10 protein-coding genes are annotated in these 12,851 nt (G+C 34.3%); all 10 read left to right on the forward strand.

What is annotated here, in order from left to right:
• The first annotated feature begins 92 nt into the window (after nt 1-92).
• Nucleotides 93-1,121 carry an ABC transporter ATP-binding protein gene (locus MN187_RS02360; protein WP_242094584.1) on the forward strand — a complete coding sequence of 343 codons (1,029 nt, stop codon included), beginning with the start codon at nt 93-95 and terminating at the stop codon, nt 1,119-1,121.
• Entirely contained in the window at nt 1,102-2,235 is a 1,134-nt protein-coding gene (locus MN187_RS02365; RefSeq protein ID WP_117972584.1) for a CDP-glycerol glycerophosphotransferase family protein, read from the forward strand. The genes MN187_RS02360 and MN187_RS02365 overlap by 20 nt, the downstream gene beginning before the upstream one ends.
• Nucleotides 2,232-2,972, forward strand: coding sequence for a WecB/TagA/CpsF family glycosyltransferase (locus tag MN187_RS02370; RefSeq protein ID WP_242094118.1), 741 nt, complete (start codon nt 2,232-2,234; stop codon nt 2,970-2,972). The genes MN187_RS02365 and MN187_RS02370 overlap by 4 nt, the downstream gene beginning before the upstream one ends.
• Before the next feature lie 13 nt (nt 2,973-2,985).
• Entirely contained in the window at nt 2,986-3,801 is an 816-nt protein-coding gene (locus MN187_RS02375; RefSeq protein ID WP_242094120.1) for an ABC transporter permease, read from the forward strand.
• 12 nt (nt 3,802-3,813) lie between these two features.
• On the forward strand, nt 3,814-4,983 hold the full coding sequence (locus MN187_RS02380; protein WP_242094122.1) for a CDP-glycerol glycerophosphotransferase family protein: 1,170 nt from the start codon (nt 3,814-3,816) through the stop codon (nt 4,981-4,983).
• 2 nt (nt 4,984-4,985) lie between these two features.
• Complete coding sequence (locus tag MN187_RS02385; protein WP_242094124.1) at nt 4,986-8,516, forward strand: CDP-glycerol glycerophosphotransferase family protein; 3,531 nt, start codon at nt 4,986-4,988, stop codon at nt 8,514-8,516.
• Between the two features lie 128 nt (nt 8,517-8,644).
• Entirely contained in the window at nt 8,645-9,490 is an 846-nt protein-coding gene (locus MN187_RS02390) for a YveK family protein (protein ID WP_242094126.1), read from the forward strand.
• A gap of 20 nt (nt 9,491-9,510) precedes the next feature.
• Nucleotides 9,511-10,224: a CpsD/CapB family tyrosine-protein kinase gene (locus MN187_RS02395; RefSeq protein ID WP_242094128.1), complete on the forward strand. Its 714-nt coding sequence runs from the start codon at nt 9,511-9,513 to the stop codon at nt 10,222-10,224.
• 18 nt (nt 10,225-10,242) lie between these two features.
• Complete coding sequence (locus MN187_RS02400; protein WP_241699299.1) at nt 10,243-11,007, forward strand: tyrosine-protein phosphatase; 765 nt, start codon at nt 10,243-10,245, stop codon at nt 11,005-11,007.
• A gap of 40 nt (nt 11,008-11,047) precedes the next feature.
• Entirely contained in the window at nt 11,048-12,847 is a 1,800-nt protein-coding gene (locus tag MN187_RS02405) for a polysaccharide biosynthesis protein (RefSeq protein WP_242094586.1), read from the forward strand.
• Nucleotides 12,848-12,851 lie beyond the last annotated feature (4 nt).

A 12,851-nucleotide genomic window follows, 5' to 3' on the forward strand; every position in this document is an offset into this window, starting at 1 on the left:
TAATAGTGTAAAATGGTGTAGTTTTAACGAACAGAAAAAGAATAGGATGGGTCAACGTGAATCAAAAAGAAAATCCAAAAGTAGAATTAACGATGATTACCAAAGAATATGATTTGTATAAAAAAAAATCAGATAAAATCAAAGCATTATTTAAATTTTCAGAGAAACGTGTGCCGCATTTCTGGGGACTAAGGGGAATAGATTTGAAAGTCTATCCAGGTGAAGCAGTGGGATTAATCGGAATTAATGGATCTGGAAAATCTACGTTATCAAATATATTAGCAGGAATCATCCCTCAAACAACTGGGCAAATGACAATCAAAGGCGAAACATCCATTATTGCCATTGGTGCTGGGTTGAAACCACAATTAACAGGTCTTGAAAATATTCGTTTAAAGTGTTTGATGCAAGGGTTAACGAATGAAGAAGTTGATGCCATTTTACCAGATATTACAGAATTTGCTGACATAGGGGATTTTGTGAATCAACCGGTAAAAAATTATTCTAGTGGGATGCGCTCAAGATTAGGTTTTGCGATTGCTGTTCATAATAACCCAGATGTATTAATTATTGATGAAGCCTTATCAGTTGGAGATGATACATTTTATCAAAAATGTGTGGATCGTATTTTACAATTTAAAGCAGAAGGAAAAACAATCTTCTTTGTGTCACACTCTTTAAACCAAGTAAAGAAACTGTGTGATAAAGTCGCTTGGATTCATTATGGTGAATTACGTGAATATGGGGATACAGCAGAAGTTGTTGCCAATTATAATAAATTTATAAAGTGGTTTAGAACATTATCAGAACAAGAAAAAAAAGAGTATCAAGACGATTATAAAGAAAAGCAAAAAAACTTTAGTGTGGATGATCTAAAAAAAATAGCATCTGAACGAGGGCATGGTAAATCCGCTTTAAGAGGTCCTGCTATTGGAACAATGTCACTGTTAACAAAAGTCGTTTTGTTATTTATGATTGTAGGAATTGTAGTATTTGGTACAATTAATATTAGAGGACGCTCTTTTAAATCATATTTTGCAGAAAAACAAACACCTCAAGTCGAGAAACAATTAGCACGAGATATCTCAGCGGAACAACTTTATGAAACGTTTATTGATTAGTTCGATTAAAGAAATATACAGTTGGTTGATACGCCTGTTGTCTAATAGTAATCGACAAAATGAGGTAGTGGAACAAGTGTGCTATTTAATGAGCTTCCCTAATAATGATCAAGGCTTAATTGAAGCAATCCAACGACATTACCCAATCGTTGTGTTGTATAGTAAAAGTTGTAAAGATGAAGCGAAACTATTAGAGAAAAAGGGTGTATCCATTTATTGTTTAGACACGATTAATGGGTTAATTAATGGTATGAAGCAATTATCCATAAGTAAGATCATTGTAGCAGATAATTATTTTGCTTGTTTAGGGGACATCACGTTTAAAGAAACGCAAACCGTGTACCAATTATGGCATGCTACTGGGGCAATCAAACAATTTGGGTTAGAAGATAAAGCAGCGATGAAACGCTCAAAAAAAGATAAAGAGCGATTTAAACGTGTTTATAATGCGTTTGATTATGTTTTTGTAGCATCCAAAAAAATGGGTGAGGTTTTTAAACGAAGTTACGGTTTTTCTGATGAACAAATTCTTTTGACTGGCTTTTCTCGGACAGATCATTTAGTGAATGGGACAAAGACAAATAACCAGAAAGATAAGCGCCATATTTTATATTTACCAACTTATCGTGACAGGATTCCATTGGAAAAGTGGTTGCTAGATATAGAAGGTGTGTCCAAGCAATTAAATGAACATGATCTCTTGCAAGTTAAATTACATCCACATGTTAAATTAACACAAGAGATGACAATGGAGAATGTTGAGTGGATTTCATCAAGTCAATCTGCAGATGACTATATTAAACAATCAGATGTCCTGATAACAGATTATTCTTCGGTGGCATTTGACTTTACTGTGGCTAATCCAGATAAACAATTAATTATGTATTGGCCTGATGAAGTGATTTATGAAGAAATAACAGGCATACAAAAAGGGATAAAGCAAGACTTTCCACAAAAAGTTGTTTATACACCAACAGAATTATTAGAGCAGTTAAATAGTAATCAACCAATAGATAACCAAAGATTTAATCAATTATGGAATACTTATAATGATGGTAAGGCAACCAGTCGGGTAGTAGGAGAGATCAAAAAGGTAATGGATGGAGAAAAATGACAAAAAAGGTAGAGTATATTTTAGATACACCAGTTGACCAGTTAAAAATGTCAGATATTGAACGTGATATGTCTTGGTATTTTGACCATCATCAAAAAATGGTGTTAGCCAGTATTAACCCTCAAATTATTTTAATGTCTGAAAAAAATAGATGCGTGAAATCATTTATTGAGCATGCGACCCATCGCTTTGCTGATGGTATTGGTGTAGTTAAGATGTCGAAATGGACAAAAGGAAGCATTAAAGAGCGGGTTGCTGGGATTGATGTGATGGCAAGTGTGTTAGAATTTTGTGCAGCAAATAAAAAATCAATCTTTTTATATGGTGCTAAACCATCTGTTGTGGTACAAGCTGCTAGAAATATTCAACTAGACTATCCTGGAGTTATCGTGGCTGGGTGGTTGGATGGTTATCAGAAAAAAAGTAGTGGTGAAGTAATTGATATGATAAATAAAACACATTCAGATGTGTTATTTGTTGCCCTTGGCTCACCTAAACAAGAAGAGTGGTTACAACGCTATATGCCACAATTAAATGCGACTGTTTTCCAGACTGTTGGAGGAAGTTTTGATGTTTATAGTGGAACGGTAAAGCGAGCGCCTGAAGTATTTATTAAAACAAATTTAGAGTGGTTGTATCGCTCAGTAAGTAACCCGAAGCGCTTAAATCGTATTTTTCAAGTACCTTTGTTTGTCACGAAAGGATTAGTGTGGCATTTAAAACAAAGTAAACAGTAAGGAGAGCAAAAACGTGAATGACGTAAAGACCGTAATTACAGAACAATTTAAAAATTTTGGGATTATTCGTCGTATTTCTAAATATGAAGAAAAAGCCACTTATCAAAGTCACTATCTTGGATTATTGTGGCAAGTATTAAATCCAGCCATTCAAATAGGGATTTATTATCTAGTTTTTGGGCTTGGAATGAAGCGAAAGGATATTGATGGCATACCATATATTATTTGGATGCTTGTAGGGATTATCGCTTGGTTCTTTATCAATAGCTCAATATTAGGGGAATCCAATAGCATCTATAAGCAAATAGGAATGGTCTCAAAGATGAAATTTCCAGTCAGTATTTTACCAACTGTTAATATGGCCAGTAATTTTAAAAGCTATCGTTGGATGATGTTAATTTTATTTACTTCGATGTTTGCTGCTGGGATTTATCCTAATATTTATTGGATTCAGTATTTTTATTATCTATTTTGTATGTTGGCGTTTTTATTTGCGTTTGGTATTTTGAATTCGACCATTTCAGTCTTGATAAGAGATTATCATATTATGCTTCAATCTATTCTGCGTTTGTTGTTCTATTTATCTGGCCCAATTTGGGAATTTCAGCGTATTTTTGCCGGAACAAAACATGCATGGGTGACGAGGTTGTTAGAATTAAATCCTATTTATTATATTATTGATGGATTTAGAGACTCGCTATTATATGGTCGTTGGTTCTGGGAAAAAGGTGTCCAAACAATCTTTTTCTGGTTGGTTGTTGGGGTATTACTTATTTTAGGATCACATATTCATATGAAATTTAGAGCACGATTTATGGACTTTATGTAAAAGGAGATTACCATGAAAAAAATAATAGAAACAGTGATTTCAATATGGTTTAAACTATTGGGCAAATTGCCGAAAAAAAATCTGGTCTACTTTGAAAGTTTTCATGGTAAGCAGTTTAGTGATAATCCTAAAGCCGTTTATGATTATTTAAAAAAAGAAGACGCAACACTTGAACTAGTGTGGGGAGTAACGCGTGGATATGAGGAAACCTTTATCAAACAAAAGGTTCCTTACATCTCACGTTTTTCTTTGCACTGGTTTTTTGTTATGCCACGAGCAAAATTTTGGGTAATCAATACAAGAACACCATTATGGTTAAGTAAAGATAACCAAACAATCTATATCCAAACATGGCATGGCACACCCTTGAAACGTATTGGAGTAGACATAGAGGAAGTTAATATCCCTGGTTACACAAAAGAGAGTTATGATCAAGAATTTTTACAAGAGAGCAAACGCTGGAACTATCTAACCTCTTCAAGTGATTATACAACAGCACACTTTAAACAGGCTTTTGGCTTTACAGGTGAGATGATTACAAAAGGATTTCCAAGAAATGATCAGTTGGTTAACAGAAAGTCTCACGAATCAAAAATAATGGAAATGAAACGTCAATTAGGTATTGATAACGATAAAAAAATCATTTTATATGCACCCACTTGGCGTGAAACTGATCATAAGACAGCCAATGGGTACGAGTTTAGCATCGAGTTTCCGTATGACAACTTTATAGAGACATGTGGTGAAGATATGATATTGCTTGTTAGAATGCATTATTTAGTTGCTCAAACGCTAGATACCTCGAAATGGCCAAAAGATAAATTGATAGATGTTTCTGTAGGGTATGATATGAGTGATTTATTGTTGGTGAGTGATGTATTGATTACAGATTATTCATCTTGTATGTTTGATTTTAGTCTAACAAATCGTCCCATGCTATTTTTCATGCCTGATTCAACACAATACGAACAAGATATCCGAGGATTTTATCAACCGATTCAGTCTTTGCTACCAGGTCCAATCATAAAGGAACCAGATAAATTAATCGAACAGTTAAAAAATTTAGGTACAATAGATTATAATAAGCAGTATGAAACCTTTAAGCAAATGTTCTGTAACAAAGAAACTGGAACATCAGCTCAATCTATTATGAAGATAATAAAAAAAGAAATGAGTGAATAACTATGGCTGTACTATCTAAAATGAAAAGGATTGCTCAACCGTTAGTCAAAAGAAAACTATCTCCTATCGGAAAACGAGTGGAAACATACACCCATTATTTTATTAATGAATCAGTCGACAAAAAGACGATTTTTTATGAAAGTCGTGATGGAAAATCTCTAACAGATTCTCCACTTGCTATATGTCTGTATATATTAAAAAAAGATGTGGAAAAACAATATACCCATATATGGAGTATTCAGTCATCTGAAGAGATGTCTTATTTTATGAATCGTTTTAAAGAATATGATAATGTGTTGTTTGTTGAAAGAAATTCTGATGAGTATTTAAAGTGGCTGACGAAAGCAGAGGTATTAATCAATAATGCCACCTTTCAGTCATTTGTGACGATTAAAGAAGAACAGACTTATATCAACACATGGCATGGAACACCATTAAAAACAATGGGGTTTGATATACCGGGAAACCCCAGTGGTGCTAGAAATGTGGTTCGCAATTTTTTTATGGCCGATGTTTTGCTTAGCCCAAATGCTCATACAACTAATATGTTTTTAGATAGTTTTAGATTAAGAAATAACTATCAAGGTGTGATTTTAGAAGGTGGGTATCCAAGGATGGATGCAACCTTTAGTCATGACCATGATCATTTAATTCGGTTATTGCACGAAAGAGGTGTGAACCTGGATTTAAGTAAAAAACTATTACTCTATACACCAACATGTAAAAGTGGGGAAGTGTCTTACACCGAACAAGAAATTCGTCAGATGATTAGTGAGACAACTATTTTGCGAGATCAATTTGGTGAAACCTATAACATTTTAATTAAAGTTCACCCATTTATTTATGATAAAGCCAAAAAGGAAAAAGCGTTAAGTGCTTATTTAATCCCTGATGGAATTGACACAAATGAATTACTATCACTAGTAGATGTGTTAGTAACAGATTATTCAAGTATCTTTTTTGATTTCTTAGTAACCGATAAGCCAATTATTTTTTATTGTTGGGATGACGACTTATACAGTCATGAACGCGGTAAATACTTTGATTATGATGAATTACCTGGTCCTGTTGCCTTTAACTTGGATGGGTTAATCAATATTATGAATCATTTAGAAAAAAGAATCGAAGACACTCGTTGGAACTATGAGCGATTTAAACGATTATATGTATCTTATGATGATGGAAATGCAACACAACGTTATGTTGATTATTTATTATTTAACCAACCACTATCAGAAAAAATCAAAGAAATTCGCCAGAATCCAGATAAGCAAAAATTGCTTATTTATCCTGGAGGCCTACGAAAAAATGGGATTACGACAAGTTTTTTAAACCTTTTATCAACCATTGATTATGAAAAATATGCTGTGACGTGTTTATTGGGTAATCCAACCATACAAGATCAAATAGAGTCTATTCAACGTATTCCAAAAGAGGTATCGTTACTATTTAATTTTGGTGAACCTAGTTATACGATGGGGGAAAGCTACCAAGATTTGTATTATCGCATGCGTGGTGTCAATCCAAAGAAAAAAGAAAAATTCCCATTACATATTTATCAACGGAATATCAAGAGATTACTAGGAAAAAATAAATTTGATGTAAGTATTGACTTTAGTGGCTATAGCTTGCATTGGACAAAAAATATCCTAGCAGTCGACTCAGCGATGAAAGTCTGTTACTTACATAGTGATATGTTGGCTGATATGAATCGCGAGGTAAATGGTAAAAAAATTCACTATATCAATGTTAAAGGGATTATTAGTGTGTATGATTTTTATGACAAGTTAGTATCCGTGTCTAGTGTCATTCGTGATGTTAATAAGCAAAACTTGTCTAGCTATGCTGATGAATCAAAATTTGTGTATGCAGAAAATCTATTAAATATTCCACATATTTTAGCAACTGAGCCAGAACAAGTGTCAACTCACTCAAAACCGACACAACGATTATTTAGAGAGGCATATTTAAACAATCCATCAGAACCATTGGTGATTTTTGATACCAGACCTGATAGTCAATATGCTAATAATACAACAAGGGTATTATCAAAAGCTGAATTAACAGTATTAGGTAGATTTGTGTATCAAGAAGAAAGTTATGTGAAAATTAGTCAAGGTGATCGTTACATAGGTTGGATTAAAGAAAGTCATGTGACGTTGTTAGCTGATAGTATCCAATCAGAACACATCCTTTATAAACTCTCTAAGTTACAAGGTGGGGAGCATCATAAGTTATATACGCATCCTTTAGGATTAAGTGACAGTAAGATAATTTGTTCATTGAATCATTTTGATCGTTTATATGTATTGGTAACAAAAAAAGTGATCACTCATACCGGGACCAGTTATGAATTATCCAACGGGAAAGAACCACTTGGATGGGTGAGTCCATCCGCCATTAGAGAGATGAGTTCAGTGGCGATGTTTCAACGTCAACTAACTAAAAAATGGTTAAATACCTTGTTTTCAACGGTTAATAGAAAGCGACTTGATGATTTGACTTCGTTATCAAGACAGTACCCGATTAACGAATTAGCTCAGTTAACCAACGTGACAAAAGCATATGAGCAGCCCGATAGTGCCGCTAAAACTACTCAATTAGACATTGGCACATCAGTGATTTTACAATCAAAAAATAGTCAAACTGGCTGGGTGAAAGTTAAATTAGAAAATGGTCTGTCTTATTTTATAAAAGAAGCCGAGTTATCTGTTAGAGTGTCTCACGATCCGTTTATTTTGTTAAAAGAGCCACAATGTTTTCCAGCAATCGTTCAGACATCAGAAGTGGTTATTTATGCCTCACTTGATGACGTATTGACACATAAAGGCTTGCTCTCACGTGTGCCAAAAGAAGTACGTGTGATTCAACGAGCACAAACCAATCAATTCAACACGTTTTACCAAATCCAACTTAAAAATAAACAAGTTTGGATAAGGAAAGATCATGTAACTTACGATCTATCAAAAGGCGTGATGAATAATGAAGGGACTTTTTTTGAATACCCTAATACCGTCAACGAGCCAACCTTTGTGACGGTCGGACGACTATCACAAGAAAAAAATCAAGCTCTCCTCATTGAGTCATTTAAATTATATTATGAAACATATAAAAAAGGGCATCTTTATCTAATTGGAGATGGTCCTGAACGAGAAAATTTAATGAATCAAATTAAACAATATCATTTAGAAAAAGTTATAACCATGATGGGACAATTAAATCAACCTTATCTTTTTATGACCCATTGTGATGTATTCGTTTTAACGTCTTCTTATGAAGGGCAATCCATTGTATTACTTGAGGCACTGACATTAAAAATGAACGTGGTGTCAACTGACATACCGGCTTGTAGACAAGTATTAGGGAATGGTAAATATGGTATGTTAGCAAAACAGAATGATGCTGAAGGTGTATTTAACGCGATGGAAGCCACTCTTATGAAGAAGAAACGGTTTAAATCATTTAATCCGAGTCACTATAATAAAAAAGCAATGTTGGCTTTTTATGATATTATTAACAAAGAATCTGAATAAAATAACATGTTTTGGTATAAATATGATAGTTAAGTCGAAATTGTTACAATTAAAATCCATTCCTTGTGATATAATGTGGTTATGAAAATAATTAGAAAAAATGAAAAGCAAATAAATTGGAGGAAACAATGGAAGAAACAGTTAGTTTAGATGAGATTTTTCAACTTTTAAAGAAAAAATTGGCATTGATTATTAGTATGTTAATCTTAGGAACAATTATATCGACAGTCGTGACATTATTTGTTATTACCCCTAAGTATAGTGCTACCACCCAATTAGTGGTGCAAACTAAAGGATCCGACTCAAATATAAATACGGATAAGATTAATTCCAATTTACTACTTATCAACACCTATAAGGATTTGGTGAAAAGTAAAGTTGTTACAGAAAAAACGAAGGATCAGCTAGTTAAAGATGGGATGACTGGTATTTCAGAAGATTTCTTATCACATGCTATTTCTGTTGAGCAAAATCAAAATTCACAGCTCTTTTCAATTAAAGCTGTGACGACTGATCCTATTAAATCTGCCACGATCGCAAATACTGTTTCAGAAATCTTTCAACAAGAAGCTGTTGTGATGACTGATACAGATAAAGTATCCATTGCATCAAAAGCCACCCCGAATAACCAGCCTATTTCACCAAATAAAAAAGTGAATATAGCAATTGGCGCTGTTCTAGGTTTAATCGTAGGGGTGATGTTAGCTTTATTATCAGAATTATTTAATCGTACGGTAAAAACAGAGGACTATTTATCAGATAAACTAGGATTACCAGTCTTGGGGATTATCCCGTTGATGAGTGATCGTGAGATGAATGAAATCCGTAAATTACAAAGTAATGCCTTTGTAAATGAAGAAATGTTTTTTGAAGTAAATGATTTGTATAAAGAATCATTAAATACAGAAGTTGATGGATTAGATGCTGATCTATATAGGGCACGCTTTGAATCAAACGATGAAATATCTGATTAATGAGTGAAAAGGAGAACATAATGAGTCAAAAGAAAAGAACAAATCGAAAAAAATCAGGAAAAATGGAATCACCTCAGCCTTCAACCTTGTTTACATTAATTGAGCCAAACTCCTCTATTTCTGAGCAATTTAGAACCATTCGAACTAATATCCAATACTCACAATTAGGAAAACAAACAAAAAGTGTGGCTATTACATCTGCTGGACCTAGTGAAGGAAAGTCAACAACAGCAGCCAATTTAGCTGTTATGTTTGCTAAACTTGGATTAAAGACATTATTAGTTGATGCAGATATGAGACGCCCAACATCTCATTTAACGTTTGAACTGGACAATGGTACGGGGCTTAGCAATTTATTAAGTTTAACACAATTATCTGTTAGTGAAGTGGTACAAGAGACAAATATTCCTTATCTTGACGTGATGACAAGTGGGATTAGAGTACCTAACCCATCTGAATTATTAGCTAGTCCTCGAATGAAAAAACTCATCAGTGTATTAGATGAGTTATATGATTTTGTTATTTTTGATATGCCACCTGCCTCAACTGTGACAGACGTTCAATTAGTGTCTCCACACTTAGATGGTGTCGTGGTTGTAGTAAGAAAAGAAGTAACCGATAAAAAAGCACTAAATCGATCCATTTATCTACTGGATAAAGTCGATACAACCATTTTAGGGTGTGTTTATCTGGACAAAGTAGAAGTCAACTATGCAAACTACTATTATAGTTAAAAAGGAAGGAAAAGGATTATGGTTGTTGATTTACATTGTCACATATTACCAGGCATAGATGATGGGGCACAATCGATGGAAGATTCTTTATTCATGGCACGAGCTGCTGTGTCTGAAGGTATCTCTCATATCCTTTGTACACCACACTACAATAATGGTCATTATCTTAATAAAAAGGCTGATATCATCGAGCAGGTTGCCGCGTGTCAGAAAATACTTGATGAGCAAGGGATACCATTAACATTATTTGAAGGTCAGGAAGTGCGTATTTCACCTGATTTATCCCGTCGAATAGTGAAAGATGATATCTTATTTGCTGACTTAAATGATCAGTATTTGTTGATAGAGTTCCCGTTTTCAACTGTCCCAGATTATAGTGAATCAGTTTTATCTGATTTATGCCAGCAAGGTTATCGACCAATTATTGTGCACCCAGAGAGAAATAATATCTTTTTAGAACAACCTAAAAGATTACAACCCTTTATTGATATGGGGTGCTTGTCACAAGTGACAAATGGTAGTTATATTGGTCAGTTTGGGAAAAAAATTCAACGCGTGACAAAACAAATGATTAAACAAAATTATGCTCATATGTTGTCATCAGATGCGCATAATGTATCAACACGTGGTTTTTATACAAAAGCGGCTTATGATTTACTAGAGAAAGAATTTGGTAAAGAAAAAAGAAACGCATTTGTACAAATAACAAAAGATATTGTTAATGGAGAACAGGTAGAGGTAGCACCCATTGTATCAGCAAAAAAACATTGGGGATTTTCTTAAAAAGGTTAAGGTGGTCGTTGTTGTGAGTCGAAAAGTCAAAATGTCTATACTGATTGGTGTGGACGCAAGTATCATTATTTTAGCTAATATAGTTGTTAGTTTTTATACCAATTTTTTATATCAAACAAATGATCCTGTCCCACTAAGGGTTATAGGATTACAACTTGTCTTGTACTTATTATTAGGGTCGGTGTTTAAGGTGTTTAATCGACTAACCAGATACACAAGCATTAACGCTATTCTATCCATCTTTTTCGCTGTTAGTGCTTCAAGTATGTCGGAGTACATCATTTTAAGTTTTGTTCCATCGTCTTCTATCGAGCATTTACAAATATTATTAGCTTATTTTATTGTTCTACTAGCTATCACCAGTTCAAGGGTCGCTTGGCGATTAATCGTGGATTATTTAAACATGTATCATTATAAAGGTGTAAAAAAATGTGACAATGCCTTTATTATTGGTGCGGGAGATGGTGGAGAGCTATTATACAATACTGTACGCTATAAATCCTCTCAGTTAGGATTAAACTTCAAAGGATTCATTGATGATGACGTCAATAAAAAAAATACTTACTTATCTGGATTAAAAGTGGTGGGTTCCATTGATGAGTTACCTATGCTTATAAAAGAATATGAAGTAAAAGTTTTAACCGTCGCGATTCCTTCTATGACTGCGCCACAATATGAGCATTTACTAGATGTGACACGAGATTTAGAGGTGACCATCAACGCCATTCCTTCTATTGAAGAGTTGGCCATGGGAGAAGTCTCTGTGACTAAATTACGTGACATTGATGTGGTTGATTTATTAGGAAGAGATGAAGTCACATTAGACATGGATTCTATCAAGAATCAATTAGCCAATAAAACTGTCTTAGTAACAGGTGCTGGCGGATCGATTGGTTCAGAAATTTGTCGACAAGTCATGGCTTTTTCGCCAAAAAAAATCGTGTTATTAGGTCATGGTGAAAACTCTATTTATTTGATTGAAAAAGAATTAAGACAACATTATGCCGATAAAAACACAGAAATCGTTCCAGTGATTGCTGATGTGAGAGATGCTAAACGGATTTTTGAAGTCATGAGCACGCATAAACCTTTTATTGTGTATCATGCTGCTGCACATAAGCATGTGCCTTTAATGGAGTATAATCCAGTAGAAGCGTTAAAAAATAATATTTATGGAACAAAATACGTAGCAGAAGCTGCTTTAGCCAATGATGTCACCAGTTTTGTTATGGTCTCAACAGATAAAGCAGTGAAACCACCTAATGTTATGGGGGCCACCAAACGTATCGCGGAGATGATCGTGACGGGATTAAATGGCAAAGGGACAACCAAATTTTCAGCCGTGCGATTTGGTAATGTGCTTGGAAGCAGAGGAAGCGTTGTGCCACTCTTTAAAGAACAAGTCGCAAAAGGCGGACCAGTAACTGTCACCGATTTTCGTATGACACGCTACTTCATGACCATACCAGAAGCTAGTCGCTTGGTTATCCAATCAGGAACACTGGCAAAAGGTGGCGAAATCTTTATCTTAGACATGGGCGAGCCAGTGAAGATAGTTGATTTAGCTAAAAAAGTCATCAAACTAAGTGGCTATACAGAAAACGAGATACAAATTATCGAAAGTGGGATTAGACCTGGAGAAAAACTCTACGAAGAGTTACTAGTCGATAAAGAACGCTCGAAAGAACAAGTCCACGAAAAAATATTTGTAGGAAATGTCAATGGCTTTACCTATGATGAAGTCATGAAAAAATTGAAAGAGTTACCAGAAGATTATACAGAGCTAGCAAAAGAGTTGGTACTATTTGCTAATCAATCAAGTGAGGAGTAATAAA

This window comes from Vagococcus sp. CY52-2 (genome assembly GCF_022655055.1).
GTDB lineage: Bacteria > Bacillota > Bacilli > Lactobacillales > Vagococcaceae > Vagococcus.

Bases quoted from the DNA above. Each gene is read 5' to 3' on its own strand.
- MN187_RS02360 (WP_242094584.1), top strand. From the start codon at position 93: ATGATTACCAAAGAATATGATTTGTATAAAAAAAAATCAGATAAAATC.
- MN187_RS02365 (WP_117972584.1), top strand. From the start codon at position 1,102: ATGAAACGTTTATTGATTAGTTCGATTAAAGAAATATACAGTTGGTTG.
- MN187_RS02370 (WP_242094118.1), top strand. From the start codon at position 2,232: ATGACAAAAAAGGTAGAGTATATTTTAGATACACCAGTTGACCAGTTA.
- MN187_RS02380 (WP_242094122.1), top strand. From the start codon at position 3,814: ATGAAAAAAATAATAGAAACAGTGATTTCAATATGGTTTAAACTATTG.
- MN187_RS02385 (WP_242094124.1), top strand. From the start codon at position 4,986: ATGGCTGTACTATCTAAAATGAAAAGGATTGCTCAACCGTTAGTCAAA.
- MN187_RS02390 (WP_242094126.1), top strand. From the start codon at position 8,645: ATGGAAGAAACAGTTAGTTTAGATGAGATTTTTCAACTTTTAAAGAAA.
- MN187_RS02395 (WP_242094128.1), top strand. From the start codon at position 9,511: ATGAGTCAAAAGAAAAGAACAAATCGAAAAAAATCAGGAAAAATGGAA.
- MN187_RS02400 (WP_241699299.1), top strand. From the start codon at position 10,243: ATGGTTGTTGATTTACATTGTCACATATTACCAGGCATAGATGATGGG.
- MN187_RS02405 (WP_242094586.1), top strand. From the start codon at position 11,048: ATGTCTATACTGATTGGTGTGGACGCAAGTATCATTATTTTAGCTAAT.